Raw genomic sequence first — 18,437 nt, forward strand, 5'->3', positions numbered from 1 at the left:
CTACCTCGAGGACGGGCGGATCACGGAGGAACAGGAGACCTGGGTGCCCGGCCCGCGCGAGGACGCCTGGTGCACGACGTTGCCGTCGACGCTGACCGTGCAGGCGATCGAGCCCGCGGTCTCGTTGTTCGCGGCCAGCACCTGGACGACCCCGAGCCCGGGGCCGACCTTGAGGGTGAACTCCTTGCGCCACGGCAGATCCCCGTTCACCACGGTTTCGGTGCCGTTCACGCCGTCGACCACGTACTTGATCTCCGGGGACTTCCCGGTGCCGGTCACGGAGTAGACGACCTGGTGCTCGGCCGTGGGCAGCCGGACCTGGTCCCACCCGGCAGGCTCGTCCGGGGCGAACACCTCGGTCGCGATGACGACGGCGACCGCCACGGTCGCCGCGCCGAGCACCCAGGGCAGCCACCACGTGCGCTGCGCGAGCCGGAACGCCCGGCCGCGCGGGACCGGGGACGGTTTTCCGCCCGGTTTCGGTTTCGCCGTTCCCGTGGTCACGGCCGGCTCCGTCGGCAGGCGTGGACGATCATAAAGAGCTCACTTTCTTGGCGTCTTCTCAGGTGTGCGGCACGGTGATATGGGAGGGTCGGAAGACGAAAGGCGCGGCCTCGCCGGCGCCGGGTGGCGACATCGTGGCACGCACCCGGGCGTTCTGGCCAGTGCCTCCCCGAGCGGGCGCCGGTCGGCTCGTACCGTGGCGTTAACCTGCCGGAAACGACGGTCCTGCACCGGAATCACCGACGATCTTCGCTGGTCACGGGCCTGGTCGGCGCAGCGGGGCGCTCGGCCGGGTGGGCTACTGCGCGGAGCCGTTGCGGGGTGGGCGGTAATTCGCTTCCGGGGCAAAAAGGTGTCACTCCGCGGCGGCGTCCGGTCGGTTGACCGAAAAGGCGCGATCAGTGCGAACGGCATCCTGGGCGAGTCGCGGGTCGCGGTGTTCCGGTGACACTTATTTGCATTCCCGGTCATTGTTCTTCCCGCTCGGAAAATTAAGCCTTTCACCTCAAAAATAAGTCGGCAAGGGTTCTTGGTAATCGACAGTTAACAGTGCCGAAAAGTGCTGTACACAGGCCGCCGTCCTAATTGTGGCTCCACGTCCACGGCGTTCGGTCGATTGGTGAGGACCAGATGGCGCAGCAGCCGCGCGGACGGGGAACACCGGAACGGCCCGTTCGCGGCCGGGCCCCGCCGACGCGGCCCGTGCTCGGCGCGACTGCTCTCATCCGGGTGGCCGGACCCGGGTGCGGTACTCGCGCAGCCAGCGGAATTCCCCACCAGCCAAGAACCGTGCAGCACCGGAAGCCATCAGGGCACCCACCCGACGGGACCCCGGGGTGACCGGCGCTGCCCCTGCGAAGAGAAGGGAAGACGATGCGTCCATCGCATCCGTTGCGCAGGTTCTCCTCCGGACGGCGCCGCCGCGTCTCACGGGCCGTGGTCCTCGCGACCACCGTGGTCCTGAGCACCCTCGGCGTCGTGTTCACCGGGCCGGCTCCGGCGTCGGCGGCCACCACCAACGTCACGCAGCAGAACCTCGGTTTCAACCCGGCCGACATCTCCATCGCCGTCGGCGACACCGTCACCTGGACCAACGCCGAGACCGACGGCACCGTGCACAGCGTCGTGCAGTCCGGCGGCGGCGAGATCAACTCGCCCGACATGCCGCCGGGCGCGTCGTTCAGCCACACCTTCGGCAGCCCCGGCACGGTGAACATCACCTGCCGGTTCCACCCCGACATGTTCATGGCGGTGCACGTCGGCGACAGCACGCCGCCGACCACGACCGCTCCGCCCACCACCACGGCGCCGCCGACCACGACGGCCCCGCCGACGACCACCGCGCCGCCGACCACCACGGCTCCGCCCACCACGACGGCGCCGCCGAACACGACGGCCCCGCCGACGGGCGGGACCACCGCGCCGCCGGCGACCACCGGGCCCGGCGGCGCCCCCATCGGCGTCGGCCCGCTGCCGGTCAGCTTCCGGCTCACCGACGACAACGGGGCCTGGTACAACACCAACCTCAACCTGTTCGGCACCAAGTCCCTGGCCGTGGCGGAGCTGCCGCGGCTGAACCTCGGCAAGGTGCTCGGGCTGCTGCCGTCGCTGGACCTGTCCAAGCTGCCGCTGCTGGGCAACGGCGCCCTGGACGGGTCGAGCGCGACCAACCTGCTCGGCGGAGCCGTCTCGCAGCTGAGCAAGCTGCTGCCGAGCGGGAGCAACACGCCACAGGTCGGCAACCTCGGCGTCGATCCCGCCCAGCTGCTCAACATCGGGGCGCTGCGCAGCGCGGTCGGGCAGGTCCTGCCGCTCGGGGATGCCCGGGCGGCGAAGGCGAACACCCTGCTCGACCAGTTCCAGCAGCAGGTCGCGGCGCAGCCGGCGAACGTGCCGGTGTCGCTGGACAAGCTGCCGGTCGGGGCGGACCTGATGGGCCTGCTAGACGAGCTGAAGAAGTGGGCCAGCAACGACATCACGCTGCCGGTCACGGTCAACTTCGGCGTCGGCTCACCCGCCGCGGCGTCCGCGCACACCGCGACCAGCCTGATCTGGCCGGACGGGGCGAAGGGCTTCCCGTACGACCAGGGCGGGGCCTGGGTGGGCAACCAGACCGTCCAGCTCACCGAGCCCGGCCTGTACGCCTTCCAGTGCAAGATCCACCCGTACATGCTCGGCGCGGTCGTGGTCGACGACCCGCTCACGCCGGGCCTGGACTTCGGCAAGAAGCTGCACGTCAACAGCCGCAACCTGGTGGTGCCGTCCAACGCGGACATCATCACGCAGCTGGTGACGAAGTTCTTCAACATCACCGCGCCGGGCAACTGGCAGACCTACAGCGGCACGCAGGACACGGAGTGGAACCCGTCGGACTACCCGCCGGCGCCCATCCTGACCTACGACGAGGCCGGCAACCCGCAGCTCATCCCGCTGCTGAGCCTATACCTCAAGGAACACCAGGGCGTGCCGAAGAAGCTCGCGGCCGCCAACAAGAAACCGGGCACGCCCGGTGTCGGCGAGGTGTGGGTCGACACCGAGATGGAGACCACGGCGGGCAAGACCAAGCCGGGGACCGCGACGCGGGTGAACGTGCAGAACTGGGAAGTGGAGCGGAAGGTCGCGCTGCCCCAGGTCAACATGAACAACCCGCACAACATGTGGACCGACAAGGACGAAAAGGTCATCTACCAGACCGAATGGTTCAACAACAAGCTGGACGTCTTCGACCGGGCCAGCGGCGCCTTCATCAGGCAGATAGAAGTCGGCCCCGACCCGTCACACGTGATGAGCCGGACCGACACCGGGCAGCTGCACGTCGCGCTCAACGGCGGCGGCGCGGTGATGGAGCTCTCGCCCGACGCCACGAAGATCGACCGGCGCATCCCGGTCGAGCTACCGGGTGAGAAGGTGGCGCACCCGCACGCCCACTGGATGACCGGGGACGGGTCGACGATGATCACGCCCAACGTCAACCTGTACAACGCCACGGTCGTCGACATCCCGAGCGGGCAGATCCGGCACGAGCAGACCGGTGAGCTGCCGATCGCCTCGGGCATGACGCCGGACGGCTCGAAGGCCTACGAGGCCGACTTCTCGGGTGCCACCGTTTCGTGCATCTCGCTGAAGGCCGACGCGTGCGTCGCCGACGGCGGGGCGAAGCAGCACTACAAGAAGATCGACCTGTGGGGCAACTACGACCCCGTCAAGGGCCCGTCCGGGGACTGGGGTGGTCTGGACATCCAGATCCCGGTGGCGCCGGACAACTCCGCGGTGCTGGTGGCGAACACGCTCACCTCCAACATCACGGTGATCGACCCGAAGACGGACAAGATCGTCAAGTGGCTGCCGTGCGACTCGGGCTGTCACGGCATCAACTTCGGGGCGAAGAAGGGCGGCGGCTACTACGCCTACGTCTCCAGCAAGTTCTCGAACGCGATGTCCGTGGTGGACACCGACCCGAACGGCGACGGCAACCCGTCCGACGCCGCGGTGGTCGGCCGGATGGTGCTGACCGCCGGCCCGAACACGGCGACCGACGACAAGGTCACCGGGTCCGCGGGCATGGGCGGGATGGGCGTGCTGCCGATCCCGCTCGCGTACGAGGGCTGGGTGCAGCAGGCGCCGGGCAACGCGGTCAACGACCAGTTGACCTGCCGGCAGCGCAACCCGGTCGCCTTCGCGACCGTGTGCAAGTAGCAGGACAGGGGAGGGGCCGGGTGACCGCCCGGCCCCTCCTCGCCGGTTTCCCTGATGCAGAAGGGCATTCGATGCGTTATCCACAGTGGACACGGAGGTTCCGGCGTCCGCGCGGCCGGGTCCTGCGGTTCGTCGCGATCGGTTCGGCGGTCGGGCTGACCGCGGCCGCGGCCGTCGGCCCGGAGCGGTCGGCGGTGAGCACCGCGGGACCGGTCGCCGTCCAGGAGGCCGCGGCGACCCAGCTGCTGCAGCGGCCGCTGGGCACGGCGTTCGGACAGCGGTCGCAGGCCGAAGCGGATCTCGGCGACGGCACCACGCTCGCCGCGTGGGAGCTCAAGGACGGCGTCAAGGAGTTCCACCTGACCGCCGCGCCGCTGACCTGGGAGACCGAGCCCGGCCGCACCAAGCAGGCACTGGCGTTCAACGGCCACCTGCCGGGGCCGGTCATCCGGGTCAACCAGGGCGACAAGGTCCGGATCGTGGTCAAGAACACCATGGCCAAGCCGACCGCGGTGCACTGGCACGGCATGGAGCTGCCCAACGACCAGGACGGCGTGCCGATGCTGACCCAGCCGGACATCGAGCCGGGCCAGAGCTTCACCTACGAGTGGACCGCGGTGTCGACCGGCACCCACTGGTACCACTCGCACGAGGACGGCGACCAGGAAGGGCGCGGTCTTTACGGCGCCCTGGAAGTCGTGCCGACGCTCGGCGACATCCCGGCCGAACGCGACTACCGGATCATGACCGGCGACGGCGCGCTCGGGTTCGTCTTCAACGCCAAGAGCTACCCGGCGACGACGTCGCTGGCGGCCAAGGTCGGCGACCGCGTGCACATCCGGCTGATCGGCACCGGCCCGGAGATGTTCCACGCCATCCACATCCACGGCGGGTACTTCACCGTGGTCGCCCAGGACGGCCGCCCGCTCGCGGTGCCGCAGCAGATGGACACCGTCACCGTCGGGATCGGGCAGACCTACGACCTCATCTGGCAACCGGTCCGGCCCGGCAAGTGGATGATCCACTGCCACGTCTTCTCGCACTCCGAGGTGTCGACCGGGATGACCGGCATGGTCACCATCGCCGACGTCCACCCCGCCACCCTGCCGCTGCCCGGCCTGCCGGGCGTCACCGAGTCCCAGCCACAGCACAACTGAGCCCTGGAGCCGACATGTCCCTTCCCCTCGCCGCCCGCCGGGTCGCCGCCGTCTCCCTGCTCGGCGCCGCCGGCGTGCTCCTCGCGACGCCGGCTGCCTTCGCGCACGTCACGGTCACCCCGAACACGGGGACACCCGGCGGCTACACGCGGGTGGCCTTCACCGTCCCCAACGAAAAGCCGGACGCCTCGACCGTGAAGCTCGAAGTGGTGCTGCCGGCCGACCACCCGCTCGCCTCGGTCTCCGTGCAGCCGGTGCCCGGCTGGACGGTCACGCCGCAGAAGACCAAGCTGCCCCAGCCGGTGCGGACCGACGACGGCGAGGTGACCGAGGCGGTCACGTCGATCGTCTGGCAGGGCGGGCAGGTGCAGCCCGGCCAGTTCCAGCAGTTCCTCGTCTCGCTCGGCCCGCTGCCGAAGGACAGCGGGCAGCTGGTGTTCAAGGCGCTGCAGACCTATTCGGACGGTTCGGTGGTGCGCTGGATCGACCTGCCGGATGGCAGCGGCGCCGAGCCGGAACACCCCGCGCCGACGCTGTCGCTGGCCGCCGCTCCCGAGCCGCCGTCCCCCGCGGCGGACCCGACCGCGCGGGCGCTCGGTGGCGGCGGGCTCGCGCTCGCGATCGCCGCGTGCGGCTGGGCGTGGCAGTCGCGGCGGCGGGCGAAGCAGGAGCCGGCCGCACCCTCCCCGGCGGCGCACAAGCCGAAGGTCGGGGTCTGAAAGCGGGCGGTGGCCGGCCGACCGGACCTCGGCCGGCCACCGCCTTCCCGCACCGTCCCCGCCCGCGAAAGGAACCCCGTGCTCGCAGCAACGACCCGGCGGCTCGCGGCCGCCGTCACGGCGCCGGTCCTCGCGCTGCTCCTGCTCGTGCTGGTCCCCGGAACCGCCTCCGCCCACGCCGTCCTGCTGGCCACCACCCCGGGCAACTGGCAGGTCGTCGACGCCTCGCCGCACGAGATCTCGTTGCGGTTCAACGAACCCGTGGACGTCGGGCTCGCGGAGATCCGGCTGCTCGGCCCGCGCGGCGACGCCGTCGAGGGCCTGCCCCGGCCCACGCACCCTGGCGAGCAACGCGACGTGGTGACCGTGGCCGTGCCCAACGCGCTCGCCACCGGCACGCACACGGTGACCTACCGGGTGGTGTCCGCGGACTCCCACCCGGTGCAGGGCGCGTTCAGCTTCAGCGTCGGGCAGCCGACGCGTACGTCGGACGCGGTTGCGACGCCGGCGTCCGGCGGGGGAGACGGCCTGACCGCGACGGCGTACGGTGTCGTGCGCTGGACCGGTTACGCCGGTCTCGCGGTCCTGCTCGGCGCGGCTTTCCTGGCCGCGCTGCGCCGGCCGGGCGGCGAGTCCCCGGCGGGCGACCGGCGGCTGTTGTGGCTCGGCTGGAGCACGCTCGTCTCGGCGACCGTGCTCGGCTTCCTCGCCTACGGCCCCTACGCCGCCGGACGGCCGCTCTCCGCGCTGGGCGACCTCGCCCTGCTCGGGTCGACGCTGGGCAGCCGGATGGGGCTGGTGCTCGCCGTCCGGCTGGTCCTGCTGGCGGCGGTGGCGGTGTGGCTCGCCCGGTGGCCGCTCGTGCCGCGGAACCCGTGGTGGCACGGCGGCGCGGTGCTCGCCGGCGGGGTCGCGCTCGCGATGACGTGGAGCCTCGCCAACCACAGCGCGGCCGGGGCGCACGTCGGGTTCGCGCTCGTCGCCGACACCGTGCACCTGACGGCGATGAGCGTCTGGATCGGCGGGCTGGTCGCGTTGCTGGTGCTGCTCAGGCGGCCGGGCGACGCCGAAGCCCTGGGGCAGGCGGTCCCGCGCTTCTCACGGGTGGCCGCGGTGTGCGTGGCCGTCCTGGTGGTCACCGGAACCTTCGAAGCCTGGCGTCAGGTCGGGACGCCGTCGGCGCTGATCGGGACGACCTACGGCACGATCCTGCTCGGCAAGCTGGCCCTGGTCGCGGTGCTCGTCGCGCTGGGCGGGCTGGCGCGCCGATGGGCGCGACGGCACTACGGCGAGCCGGTGACGACGGTGTTGCAGCGCAAGCGGGCCCGGCGCGGACCGCCCGAACCCGAGGTGCGGCGCTTCCGGCGCGCGGTCGGGTGCGAAGCCGCGGTCGCCGTCGTCGTGCTCGGCTTCACCGCCGCGCTGGTCAGCGTGGAACCGGCGCAGGCGCAGGTGGCCCGGGAACAGGCCGCGCCGAAGATCCCCGCGTACACCGGCCCGGTGAGCACCGTGCGGCCGTTCACCGCGGGCGGCACGACCGGGCAGCTCGGGATCGACGTCTCGCCGGGGCGGATCGGGCCGAACGAAATGCACCTCACCGTGCTCGACGCGCAGTCCCGGCCGCACGAGGTCGCCGAGCTGCGGGCCGAGCTGCGGTTGCCGGACCGCGGCGTGGGGCCGTTGCCCGTCAAGGTGGCCTACGCCGGGCTCGGCCACTACGTCGCCGGCGCCTCGATCGCCGTGCCCGGGCAGTGGGAGCTCGCCGTGGTCGTCCGGACGTCCGAAGTGGACCAGGCGACGATCCGCGTCCCGCTCGGGGTCCGGTGACCGCCGTGCTGGCAGGGGATGAGATGGTCCGGCGCGACGCGCGGCGGCTGCCCGAGGCCGCGTTGGAGGACCTGCGCCGTCGTGCGGTCGCGGCGGTCGAGTCCGGCGTCACGCGCAGCGAGGTGGCCCGCTTGTTCGGCGTCTCCCGCAAGACGGTCGGGACCTGGGTGACGGCCTACCGGGACCTCGGCGAGGACGCGTTCCGGCCGCGGACCCGCGGCCGGCGTCCCGGCGAGCAGCTGGCGCTCTCGTCCGGGCAGCAGGCCGCCGTGCTCGAGACCGTGACCGGGCAGGACCCCGAGGAAGCCGCGCTGCCGTACCGGGTCTGGACGCGGCAGGCGATCGCGGAGCTGGTCAACCGCGAGTTCCGGATCACGCTGAGCCTGAAGACGGTCAGCGGCTACCTGGCCCGCTGGGGCCTGCTGCCCGGGCCGAACGTGCTGGAGGCGTTGCGGGGCCGGGGAGTGGTGGGGTTCCGGGCCGCTGAGGTGGTCTGGCTGACGTGGCACCGGAGCCCGGCGGACCTCGACGTGCTGCTCGCGGCGTGCAACCGGGGTTCGCTGTACTTCGACGTCCGGACCACGCCGTTCGACGCCGTCGCGGTGACGGGCTTCCTGCGCCGGCTGGCCGACCAGCTCGGTCACCCGATCACGGTCGTGGTGCGGTCCTGGCCGGCTTCGGGCACCGGCCTGGTGCGGTCGTGGCCGCCGGTGCCGGATCCACGGATCGAGCTGCGGTTCGCCTAGCCCTTTTCGACGCCCAGCTTGATCGCCGCGGTGCGCCAGGCCGTTCCGGTCCAGTCGAGCTCGAACACGAAAACGGTGCAATTCGCGGGGACGGTTTCCGTGGTGGCGCCCGTGCGGTCGAGCACTTTCAATTCGTCCTGGTCGAAGAGCACGGTGACGGTCGGCTTTTCCGCCCGTCCGTCCGGGACGGCGCTGCGGAAATGGATCCGGCCGCCCTGGTACGTGGCGCCCGCGGCCTTGTCCCGGTCGAGCTGGGCGACCAGCTGCGTGCAGGTCCGGCAGGTCGGCGCGGCCAGGTCGCGGAGCGGGACGGCGTCGAGCGTCCGGTAGCCGTAGTCGACGAGGTCCAGCCAGTGCGTGGCGAACGAAGTCGCGCCCTGGGTGTCCTTTGTGGTCGCGTGCGGCGGCACCGGCGGCACCGGCATGGCGGGCGCCGCCGGGACGCCCGCCGTGGTGCACCCGGCGGCGGACAGGCCGGCGGCCAACGCGATCGCGGCACCGCGGCCGACCCGGGAGAAACGCATGACCCGAGAATGGCGGACTGCGTGACGAATGCGTGGGCCGGTTGATTAATGGCGCGTTACGAGATGTCCGCCGAGGCCTCCGGAACGCAGTGAAGTATCTGTGTGTCCGCTCGTTTTCGTCGACTTCGGAGTTTTGGCGTTCTATGCTCGAAAAACAATCCGCCGGGTCGAACCGAGGGAGCGCCGCGATGCCGAACCTGTGCTGGGGCACCACCGACCTCTACCCGGGCCGGGTGCACACGATCCTGCCCGGCAGCACCGTCTCCCTGTGCAGCCAGGGCCGCTACACCGAACTGGTGATGGACCAGGTCCGCGAGTACCGGAGCCCGCACGCGCGGATCTGCCCCGAATGCGCGATCGCCGCGGTCGGCAGGCTCTTCCCGGCCCGGCCTTCGCCGTACCCGCGCGGAGAAACCGCGCCGGCCGTCACCCTGGCACCAGGATGAACCGGACCGGCAGGCCGGCCGGCACCGCCCGCAGGACGTCGCGGGCGCCCGCGGGCCACCGGCCGACGACGACGTTGAGCCCGCGGCCGGGCTGGGTCAGCTCGCGCAGGAAGGCGGTCACGTCCCCGGCGTCGAACGGGCCCACCCGTGCCTGGAAGTGGAGCACGCCGCGGCTGGTCACCGCGTACAGCACGTGCACGTCACCGAAGTGGGTGCGGAAGCCGTTCAGCAGGTTGTGTCCCGCCGCGACCGGGCCGGCGCCGGTGTCCGGCGGGGCGTGCGGGCGCGTCCAGCCGAACCACAGCGGTTCCGCGGCCGGCAGCCACTCCGCCGGCCGCTGGACGGGGACGAACGCCGGGATCCGGCGCCGGGGGAGTTCCGGCCGCAGCGCGTGGTCTTCGATCAGTCCCCAGCGGCCGAGGTAGTGCGTCACCGTCGTGGTGCTGAGCAGGATCCGGTACCGGTGGTTGACGAGCTCGGCGACCGCCTGGCGGTTCCACAGCCGGTGCGGCAGGCCGTGCGACTCCGGGGAGCCGGCGACGATCGCCTTGATCGTCGCCGCCTGGCGGGGCGGGGACAGCACCAGCTGCTCTCCCGGGCGGCGGCCACGCGGCTTCGGCCGGAAGGCGGTGCTCCCGCCCTCTCGGTACGCCCGCACCCAGGCACCGACGGTCTTGCGCGACACGCCGAACGAGCGCGCCACTTCGACCTGGGACGCGCCGGCCTCCACGGCGGCGACGGCTCGTCGACGCAGGACTTCCAGCGCTTCGGCTGGCAGGCTGCGCGCGTCGCCCGAAGTCTTCGTCGTCAAGCCCCCGACGGTACGGATCTTCGCGGCGGTGCCGGTTATCCGCAGATGAACCTTTTCGCCCGAAACCCGGCCGAACCGCCCCCGCCGGGTGATCAGGCTGTAACACGGATCACGGTGCCCGGCAGGCCCGCCGACTTCGACGCACCCAGTACGGCTCCGTCGTCCACTCCGGACCGGGCAAGCCCGGGCCGTTCCCGGGGAGCGAGGATCCCCGCGTCACCGCCGCGTCCCGGCGAACGGCCCGTGATCAGCGGGTTCGCGGCTATGCTCGCCGCGTGGCGATCGATTCCCCCGCAGTGAACACCCGCCGGATCAGGCCCCGGGACTGGGTGCCGCAGTGGTCGGCGGGCGCGGCGCTGCGCGCCGTGCGGGCGACGCTGGTGGTGCCCGCCCTCTTCGCGTTCAGCGTCACGGTGATCGGCAACCTGCAGGTGGCGACGTTTGCCGCCTTCGGCGGGTTCGCCACGCTGGTCTTCGCGTCGTTCGGCGGCGACTGGCGGGACAAGCTGCGCGCGCACTTCGGGCTCGCCGTCGCGGGCAGCGTCCTGCTGGTCGTCGGGACCGCCGCCAGCGCTTCGCTGCCACTGGCGGCGGTCGTGACGCTGGTCGTGGTGTTCCTGGTGCTGTTCAGCGGGGTCGCGGGCCCGAACGCGGCCACCGGCGCGCCCGCCGCGCTGCTCGCCTACGTCCTCCCGGCGGCCTCGCCCGGCACGCTGGAAATGGTGCCCGACCGCCTCGCCGGCTGGTGGCTGGCGTCGGTCGTCGGCACCGCGGCCGTCCTGCTGCTGTCGCCCCGATCTCCCACCACCGCCCTGCGGGACGCGGCGTCCCGGTCGGCCGGCACCCTTGCCGACTACCTGGACGCGGCCTTGCGCGGCGACCCGGACGTGCACGCGGCCAAAGAGGCGGCCGTCGAGGCCAAGCACCGGCTGATCGACGAGTTCACCGCGACGCCGTACCGCCCCACCGGGCTGGCCGCCGAAGACCAGGCCCTCGACAGCCTGGTGGGCCTGCTCGAATGGTGCTGTTCGGTCATCGCCGACACCCTCGGCGAATACCCGGACCTGAGCCGGGCACCCGAGGTCGAACGGGAACTCCTCGCCGAGACCGGCGCGTGCCTGCGGGCGGTCGCCGGGCTGCCGGCCGACCGGCCCGGCGCCTTCGACACCGACGAGCTGGACCGCAAGATCCAGGCGAGCGTGGAGTGGCTGCGCGGCATGGGCTCCGGCGACCCCGGATACGCCGACGCCGTGCACCTGTCCTTCCACGCCCGGACCGCCGCGTTCGCCGCCCGCGCCGCGGCGGTCGAAGCCCGCGCCGCGACGCCCGGCAGCCGGCGCAAACGCTTTCCCGGCAGCCTCTCCCTGACGTCGCTGACCCGGGTCGCCTCACCCCAGACGAGCCTGCGGTCGGTGTGGTTCGTCAACAGCCTCCGCGGCGCGGTGGCCCTGAGCGCGGCGGTCGTGGTCGCCGGCGCGAGCGGGGTCGAGCACGGCTTTTGGGTGGTGCTGGGGGCGTTGTCGGTGTTGCGCGGCAACGCGGCGGCGACCGGGTCGACCGCGTTGCGCGCGCTGGCCGGCACCGTGCTGGGCGTCGTCGTCGGCGCCTTGCTGCTGCTGGTCATCGGCACCAGTACGCCGGCGCTGTGGATCGCCCTCCCGCTGGCGGTGCTGGTCGCCTCCTACGCGCCCGGCGCCCTGCCGTTCACGGTCGGCCAGGCCGCCTTCACCGTGACGGTGGTCGTGCTGTTCAACCTGCTCGCCCCGGCCGGGTGGCGGATCGGGGTCGTGCGGATCGAAGACGTCGCGATCGGCTGCGCGGTGTGCCTGGTGGCCGGCGCGCTGTTCTGGCCCCGCGGCGCCCGGGCCGTCGTCGCCGACGACCTCGCCGACAGTTTCCGCACCGGCGGCGCGTACCTCGCGACGGCCGCGCACTGGGCGCTCGGCCTCCGCCACGACCCGCCCGCCCCGGCCGCGGCGACCGCCGCCGGCGCCCGGCTCGACGACGCGCTGCGCGGGTTCCTCAGCGAGCAGGGCACCAAGCACGTCCCCAAGCCGCTCCTGTGGCGGCTGGTCACGGGCACCGTCCGCGCCCGGCTGACCGCGCACTCACTGGCCGGGCTCCCGAACCCCCACGTCGAACCCGACCCGTTCCGCCGGCTCCTCGGCGAGCAGGCGGGCCAGCTCGCCGCCTGGTACGACCACCTGGCGTCCCGCCTCGACCGCACCGACCACGGCGACGTGCCGATGCTCGCCCCGCCCACGTTCCCGGAGCTCCTCGAGCAGCCGGGTGCCTCGGTGCGCGACCTCGCCTGCGCGTTGTGGGTCCACGAGCACATCAAGCACATCGCCGCCCGGCTCGCCGAACTCGTCGAGCCCGCCGGCGTGGTGGCGGCCCAGCGCCATCGCCCGTGGTGGCGGTAGCTCCGGTCGTCGACAGCTGACGGAATCCGTCCGGGGACAAGACGGTGATCGCCGGGCCGGAAGGTGCTTGGTGGCGTGCTCGACGAGTACCGGCGAGCAGCCTCAAGCTGGTTGGAATCCCGTGCTGATGCGCCAAGTCCTGGTTTGAAGCGGTACACCGCTGCCGCGTTGCTCCGGCCGGGCCTAACCGGGTTGGTCCCGCGCGCCGGCGAGGCCGTCGAGGAACACGCGCACCAGGCGTTCCGCCGGTTGTGCCGGCTCCTGAGTGGACAGACCCGAGACCAGTGCCGCTTCGTGCATCTCGAACAGCAGGGCCAGATCCGCCGGTTCCAGGTCCGCGCGCACACTGCCTTCGCGCTGTGCCTGCTCGAAAGCCGGACGCAGCAACGAAATCACCGCCTGCGTGTACTGGCGCTGGCTGCGCTGCGGCAGTTCGCGGAACTGCCGGACGAGCGGCCGCCGCCGGGCCTGCATGGCCAGCATCGTCCGCAGCAGCTCGCGGAACGACTCCCGGCCGCGCACCCGGTCCTTGAGCGCCGCCAGGTGGTACGCCGCGACGGCGAGGGCCAGCGCCGTGCGGTCGGGGAAGTGCCGGTAGACCGTTGCCCGGCCGAGGCCGGCCCGGCGGGCCACATCGTCCAGTACCACGTCGGCGTCTTCGCAGAAGGCTTCGTCGGCCGCGCGGAGGATCGCCTCGCGGTTGCGCCGGGCGTCGACGCGCCGGGGCACTGCTGCGGGTGATCGCACAGCGCACATGGTCGCGGATATTACTCGCGAGTAGTGAGACCGGCAATCCGTTCCATCTCTCGGTTCGGGTTCCTACATTCACCGACAGTCACCGTCGCCGAAGGAGCCGCCCATGCGCAGCCTGAACCGCCGAACCGTCCTGCGGGGCGCGGCTGCCGTCGCCGGCGTCGTAGCGCTCGGCGTGGCCCGGGTGCCGATCACCCGGGAGGAGCACCGGGTCGTCGTCATCGGCTCCGGGTTCGGCGGCGGGGTCACGGCGCTGCGGCTGGCGCAGGCCGGGGTGCCGGTGCTGGTGCTCGAACGTGGCCGGCGCTGGCCGACCGGCCCGAACGCCGAGACGTTCCCGCACCCCACGACGTCACCCGACAAGCGGATCTTCTGGCTCGGCTCCGCGCCCGCGCTGCCGGGCCTGCCGTCGCTGCCGCCGTTCGAGCGCTACACCGGGCTGCTGGAGCAGGTGAGCGGCCAGGGCATGAGCATGATGTGCGCCGCGGGCGTGGGCGGCGGTTCGCTGGTCTACCAGGGCATGACGCTGCAGCCGACCGCCGAGCTGTTCCACGCCTGCTTCCCCGAGCAGCTCGACTACGCGCGGCTGGACGCCGAGTACTACCCGCGGGTCGCCGCCATGCTCGGCATCGCGACCGCGCCGGACGCCGTCATCGCGAGCAAGCCGTACCAGGCGTCCCGGATCTTCGCCCGCAACGCGCGCAACGCCGGCTACGCGGTCGAGAAGATCCCGATGCCGATCGACTGGGACTATGCCCTGCGCGAACTGAACGGCGAGATGAAACCCTCCTACACCAACGGCGACTGCGCGCTCGGCGTCAACAACGGCGGCAAGCACTCGGTCGACGTCACCTACCTCGCCGCCGCCGAAGCCACCGGCCGCTGCACTGTCGCGACCCTGCACAACGTCACCGACGTCGCGCTCGCGAAGGACGGCCGCTGGGAGATCCGCGTCGATCGCATCGACACCTCCGGGACCGTGCTCGAGAAGAAGGTCCTCACGGCGAAGGCACTGGTCATGGCGGCCGGTACCGCGAACACGACGCGGCTGCTGATGCGGGCGGGCGCGAAGGGCGACCTCCCCGACCTGCCCGACGCGCTCGGCAGCGGCTGGGGCTCCAACGGCGATCGCATCTACACGTGGACGAACCTCGCCGACGACTTCGGCGTGCCGCAGGGCGGTCCGGTCGTCTACGGCAGCAAGGAGTGGGCCGACCCCGCGACGGCCAACACCGTCATCCAGGCGTCGCTGCCGCCGCTGCCGGACCTGCGGACCACGATGCTCGTCGGGTACGGGATCAGCGCGGGGCGCGGCCGGTTCGTCTACGACGCGGCGAAGGACGACGCCGTGCTGCACTGGCCGTCCGGCGCCGACGCGAAGCTGAGCGCCCGCATCCACGAGCGCATCTCCCGCGTCGCCGGTCCGCTCGGCGTGCTGCTCGACACCACCGCCGTCGTGCCCAGCACCTGGCACCCGCTCGGCGGCGCCGCGATGGGCGCGGTCTGCGACCTCGAAGGCCGCGTGCTCGGGCACCGCGGCCTCTACGTCCTCGACGGTGCGCTGATGCCCGGGACGACCGCCGCCTGCAATCCGTCGATGACCATCGCCGCGCTCGCCGAACGAGCCCTGGACCACCTGATCGCCGAAGACGTCGACCGCGTCTTCTGAACCGCCGAACTCAACGAGGAGTTCTCATGCGTCGCTTGTGGACGGTCCTGTCGGCCGTCGTCCTGCTGGTCACCACGGCCGGGCCGGTGAGCGCGGCCGCCGATCCGCCGCGCGGCCCCGACGGCGACGCTTTCTACACGCCGCCGAGCCCGCTGCCACCGGGTGCGGACGGCGACGTCGTCCGGTGGCGGCCGCTCCCGGACTCCGGCGGCGCCAGGGGGTATCTGGTGCTGTACCGGTCGCGGTCCGCGACGGACACCCCGATCGCGGTGTCGGGCCGGGTCCTGGTGCCGGCGGCGCCGTGGACCGGCGCCGGCCCCCGCCCGATCGTCTCGGTGGCCGGCGGCACCCGCGGCCTCGGCGACCGCTGCGCGCCGTCGAAGTTCCAGCCGGACTACGAGAAACCGCTGTTCGTCGACGCGATGCTGAGCCGCGGCTGGGCCGTCGCGATCACCGACTACGAGGGGCTCGGCACGCCGGGCACGCACACCTACGTGGTCGGCCGCTCGGAGGGCCACGCCGTCATCGACGCGGCCCGCGCGGCCACCCGGCTCCCGGTCGCGGGCCTGACCGCGGGCGGGCCGGTCGCGTTCTCCGGCTACTCCCAAGGCGGCGGCGGAGCGGCGTGGGCGGGTGAGCTGGCGCCGTCGTACGCGCCGGAACTCGACGTCGCGGGCATCACGGCCGGCGGGACGCCGGCGGACCTGAACGTCGTGGCGAAGAACCTCGACGGCAGTGCCGGGTTCGGCTTCCTGCTGTTCGCGGCGCTGGGCCTGGACGCGGCGTACCCCGAGCTGGACCTGCCCGCCTACCTCAACGACCGTGGCCGCACGCTGTACGAGACGCAGCGGGACGCGTGCGTCGACGCGGTCTTCGGGTACGCCTTCGGGCACATCGCCGACTACACGACGTCGAACCCGCTCACGACGGCGAAGTGGCAGGCCCGGCTGGCGGAGAACGAGCTGGGTGCCCGCCCGCCGCGCGCGCCGGTCTTCCTGTTCCACGGCAGCCTCGACGAGATCATCCCGCTGTCGCAGGCACAGACGCTGCGGCGCGAGTACTGCGCGGCCGGCGTGGACGTCACGTGGGGCACCTACGTCGGCGAGCACGTGACGACGCTGGCGTTCTCCGCGGGCGACGTCGTGAACTACCTCGGTGACCGGTTCGCGGGCAGGCCCGCACGGTCCGGCTGTTGAGCGATTTCGTCGACGCGAGGTTCGCCGATGCCGGGCGCAAGCCGACCGAGGCCGGGACCCTCGCCGAGGGGCTGCCGGTGGCTGCGGATCGGCCTGCCCTGGACCTCTCACCCCGCGGCGCTGACGAGCCCGCTCCGGTACGCCAGCACCACGGCTTGGACCCGGTCCCGCAGGTCGAGCTTGGTGAGAATCCGCGAGACGTAGGTCTTCACCGTCTCCACACCCAGCACCAGCTCGGCCGCGATCTCGGCGTTGGACAGGCCGCCGGCGATCAGTTTCAGCACCTCCAGCTCCCGGGGTGCGAGCCGGTCCAGGGGACCGCCGGCGGGCGCGACCGGCTGGATGCGGTCGGCGTAGCGGCCGATCAGCGTCCGGGTCACGGCGGGGGAGAGCAGCGACTCGCCGCGTGCGACCGTGCGCACGCCCGCGGCGAGCTCGTCCAGCGGCGCGTCTTTGAGCAGGAATCCGCTCGCCCCGGCTCGCAGTGCGTCGTAGACGTACTGATCGACGTTGAACGTCGTGACGATGAGGACCTTCGCCGGCGTCGGCGCGCCGACGCCGGCGACGCGGCGGGTCACCTCGATCCCGTCCAGCAGCGGCATCTGGATGTCCATCACGACGACGTCCGGGCGCAGCCTGCCGATTTCGGTGAGTGCCTCGTGGCCGTTCGCGGCCTGGCCCACCACTTCCAGGTCCGGCTGGGCGCCGAGCACGGCCACGTACCCGGCGCGGATGAGCTGCTGGTCTTCGCAGATCAGCACCCGGATCGGGGCGTCGGTCATCGGGCGCTCCCCGGTCGGACCGCCGCGGCGGGAATTCCTGCGGTGGGGAACTCGGCGCGGACGCGGAACCCGTCCGCCGACGGCCCGGCGGTGAACCGGCCGCCGAGCGCGTCCACCCGGTCGCGCAGCCCGGTCAGCCCGCGTCCGCCGGAGCCGAGTGCCCCGGGAGCGGTCGCCGGCCCCTGGGTGCTCACCTCGATTTCGAGGAGGTCCGCGCGATAGCCGACGTGCACCGTCGCGGGGTGGCCGGCGGCGTACTTGGCCGCATTGGTCAGCGCTTCCTGCACGACCCGGTACGCGGTGAGTTCGGTTTCGGGTGGCAACGCCGGGCGTTCGCCTTCCTCGACCAGTTCGACGGTCCGGCCCGGCTGCTCGACGAGGCCGCGCAGCGCGCTCAGCCCCGGTGTGCGCGCGCCGGTCGCTTCGAGGACGCCGAGCAGGAACCGCAGTTCGGTGAGGGCATTGCGGCCCGAGCCGGTGATGGCCTTGAGCACCTCGGGAAATCCGGCGGGTGGGAGGTACTGGGCGGCGTCGGCCTGGACCACCATGGCCGTCACGTGGTGGGTGACGACGTCGTGCAGCTCGCGAGCCAGCCGTGCCCGCTCGTCCGCCGCCGCGGCCAGCGCGGTGAGCCGCCGCCGCTCGGCCTCTTGGCGCCGTCGTTGCCGCACCAGGGCACCCAGCAGCCAGAACGGGACCAGAACTCCGTAGTAGACGAGGAAAACCAGCGGACTCGACGGGGATCCGCGCAAGACGGCCAGTACCGCGAAGGCCACATACTCCGCCGACAACACCGCGGGCAGCGCCCGGCGGAACCGTTCTTCGCGCGCTCCGGCCGAATAGAGCGCGAAGTACAGCGCGAGACTGCCGATCGTGGGGGCATACGCGAGGACTTCGTGTGCGGCGAAGCAGGTTGCGATGATCAGGAGGGTCGCCGCCGGCCACCGGCTGCGCACCGCGAGCGGGAGCGTCAGCCCGAGCACCAGCGCGACCGCGAGCACCCCGCCGTCGTGCCTCGGCAGGTCGCCGAACTGGGCGCCGATCATGTCGAGGCCCGGTACGAACGCGGCAACCGTGACGGCCGCTGCGAGTGCCGCGTCCCGGACCCGCGGGGTGACGTCCGCCCAGCGGTCCCGCAGACGTCGCAGCTTCGGCATGGCGGGGAGCCTAGCGAGGCCGGGCCG

Annotated in this window: 15 protein-coding genes; 9 read left to right on the top strand and 6 right to left on the bottom strand. The window is 72.5% G+C overall.

Going from position 1 to position 18,437, the window contains the following annotated elements; genetic code table 11:
- Complete coding sequence (locus tag ACWEGE_RS16375; protein WP_449661266.1) at positions 1-504, bottom strand: MmpS family transport accessory protein; 504 nt, start codon at positions 502-504, stop codon at positions 1-3.
- An 873-nt stretch (positions 505-1,377) separates the two neighbouring features.
- On the opposite strand from ACWEGE_RS16375, the gene ACWEGE_RS16380 reads away from it, so the two are divergent.
- From ACWEGE_RS16380 to ACWEGE_RS16400, 5 genes are all read left to right on the top strand, one after another.
- A complete protein-coding gene (locus tag ACWEGE_RS16380; RefSeq protein ID WP_449661267.1) occupies positions 1,378-4,200 on the top strand; it encodes a plastocyanin/azurin family copper-binding protein in 2,823 nt (940 codons plus the stop codon).
- Between the two features lie 71 nt (positions 4,201-4,271).
- Complete coding sequence (locus ACWEGE_RS16385) at positions 4,272-5,357, top strand: multicopper oxidase domain-containing protein (protein WP_449661268.1); 1,086 nt, start codon at positions 4,272-4,274, stop codon at positions 5,355-5,357.
- A 14-nt stretch (positions 5,358-5,371) separates the two neighbouring features.
- Entirely contained in the window at positions 5,372-6,076 is a 705-nt protein-coding gene (locus tag ACWEGE_RS16390) for a YcnI family copper-binding membrane protein (RefSeq protein WP_449661269.1), read from the top strand.
- 78 nt (positions 6,077-6,154) lie between these two features.
- Positions 6,155-7,903 carry a copper resistance CopC/CopD family protein gene (locus ACWEGE_RS16395; RefSeq protein WP_449661271.1) on the top strand — a complete coding sequence of 583 codons (1,749 nt, stop codon included), beginning with the start codon at positions 6,155-6,157 and terminating at the stop codon, positions 7,901-7,903.
- Positions 7,904-7,908: 5 nt separating this feature from the next.
- Positions 7,909-8,649 (top strand): helix-turn-helix domain-containing protein, encoded by a 741-nt coding sequence (locus tag ACWEGE_RS16400; RefSeq protein WP_449661272.1) that lies wholly within the window; start codon positions 7,909-7,911, stop codon positions 8,647-8,649.
- On the opposite strand, the gene ACWEGE_RS16405 is transcribed toward ACWEGE_RS16400, so the two are convergent.
- Positions 8,646-9,173, bottom strand: coding sequence for a DUF6318 family protein (locus tag ACWEGE_RS16405; protein ID WP_449661273.1), 528 nt, complete (start codon positions 9,171-9,173; stop codon positions 8,646-8,648). The genes ACWEGE_RS16400 and ACWEGE_RS16405 overlap by 4 nt on opposite strands.
- 188 nt (positions 9,174-9,361) lie before the next feature.
- On the opposite strand from ACWEGE_RS16405, the gene ACWEGE_RS16410 reads away from it, so the two are divergent.
- A complete protein-coding gene (locus ACWEGE_RS16410) occupies positions 9,362-9,619 on the top strand; it encodes a hypothetical protein (protein WP_449661274.1) in 258 nt (85 codons plus the stop codon).
- Here the strand turns inward: ACWEGE_RS16410 and ACWEGE_RS16415 are convergent.
- On the bottom strand, positions 9,600-10,430 hold the full coding sequence (locus ACWEGE_RS16415; protein WP_449661275.1) for a helix-turn-helix domain-containing protein: 831 nt from the start codon (positions 10,428-10,430) through the stop codon (positions 9,600-9,602). The genes ACWEGE_RS16410 and ACWEGE_RS16415 overlap by 20 nt on opposite strands.
- Positions 10,431-10,705: 275 nt before the next feature.
- Between ACWEGE_RS16415 and ACWEGE_RS16420 the strand changes: the two genes are divergently transcribed.
- Entirely contained in the window at positions 10,706-12,853 is a 2,148-nt protein-coding gene (locus tag ACWEGE_RS16420; RefSeq protein ID WP_449661276.1) for an FUSC family protein, read from the top strand.
- Between the two features lie 183 nt (positions 12,854-13,036).
- Here the strand turns inward: ACWEGE_RS16420 and ACWEGE_RS16425 are convergent, their stop codons facing one another.
- Positions 13,037-13,600: a TetR/AcrR family transcriptional regulator gene (locus ACWEGE_RS16425; RefSeq protein ID WP_449661277.1), complete on the bottom strand. Its 564-nt coding sequence runs from the start codon at positions 13,598-13,600 to the stop codon at positions 13,037-13,039.
- Positions 13,601-13,712: 112 nt separating this feature from the next.
- Between ACWEGE_RS16425 and ACWEGE_RS16430 the strand changes: the two genes are divergently transcribed.
- Both ACWEGE_RS16430 and ACWEGE_RS16435 read left to right on the top strand, forming a co-directional pair.
- Positions 13,713-15,275 carry a GMC oxidoreductase gene (locus ACWEGE_RS16430; protein ID WP_449661278.1) on the top strand — a complete coding sequence of 521 codons (1,563 nt, stop codon included), beginning with the start codon at positions 13,713-13,715 and terminating at the stop codon, positions 15,273-15,275.
- Between the two features lie 26 nt (positions 15,276-15,301).
- Positions 15,302-16,471, top strand: coding sequence for a lipase family protein (locus ACWEGE_RS16435; protein ID WP_449661279.1), 1,170 nt, complete (start codon positions 15,302-15,304; stop codon positions 16,469-16,471).
- A gap of 107 nt (positions 16,472-16,578) precedes the next feature.
- Here the strand turns inward: ACWEGE_RS16435 and ACWEGE_RS16440 are convergent, their stop codons facing one another.
- Both ACWEGE_RS16440 and ACWEGE_RS16445 read right to left on the bottom strand, forming a co-directional pair.
- Positions 16,579-17,253 (bottom strand): response regulator, encoded by a 675-nt coding sequence (locus ACWEGE_RS16440; protein WP_449661280.1) that lies wholly within the window; start codon positions 17,251-17,253, stop codon positions 16,579-16,581.
- Entirely contained in the window at positions 17,250-18,410 is a 1,161-nt protein-coding gene (locus ACWEGE_RS16445; protein WP_449661281.1) for a sensor histidine kinase, read from the bottom strand. Before ACWEGE_RS16445 ends, ACWEGE_RS16440 begins: the two co-directional genes overlap by 4 nt.
- Positions 18,411-18,437 lie beyond the last annotated feature (27 nt).

Source organism: Amycolatopsis sp. NPDC004747 (assembly GCF_053601335.1).

Bases quoted from the DNA above. Each gene is read 5' to 3' on its own strand.
- ACWEGE_RS16380 (WP_449661267.1), top strand. From the start codon at position 1,378: ATGCGTCCATCGCATCCGTTGCGCAGGTTCTCCTCCGGACGGCGCCGC.
- ACWEGE_RS16385 (WP_449661268.1), top strand. From the start codon at position 4,272: ATGCGTTATCCACAGTGGACACGGAGGTTCCGGCGTCCGCGCGGCCGG.
- ACWEGE_RS16390 (WP_449661269.1), top strand. From the start codon at position 5,372: ATGTCCCTTCCCCTCGCCGCCCGCCGGGTCGCCGCCGTCTCCCTGCTC.
- ACWEGE_RS16405 (WP_449661273.1), bottom strand. From the start codon at position 9,173: ATGCGTTTCTCCCGGGTCGGCCGCGGTGCCGCGATCGCGTTGGCCGCC.
- ACWEGE_RS16410 (WP_449661274.1), top strand. From the start codon at position 9,362: ATGCCGAACCTGTGCTGGGGCACCACCGACCTCTACCCGGGCCGGGTG.
- ACWEGE_RS16430 (WP_449661278.1), top strand. From the start codon at position 13,713: ATGCGCAGCCTGAACCGCCGAACCGTCCTGCGGGGCGCGGCTGCCGTC.
- ACWEGE_RS16435 (WP_449661279.1), top strand. From the start codon at position 15,302: ATGCGTCGCTTGTGGACGGTCCTGTCGGCCGTCGTCCTGCTGGTCACC.
- ACWEGE_RS16440 (WP_449661280.1), bottom strand. From the start codon at position 17,253: ATGACCGACGCCCCGATCCGGGTGCTGATCTGCGAAGACCAGCAGCTC.
- ACWEGE_RS16445 (WP_449661281.1), bottom strand. From the start codon at position 18,410: ATGCCGAAGCTGCGACGTCTGCGGGACCGCTGGGCGGACGTCACCCCG.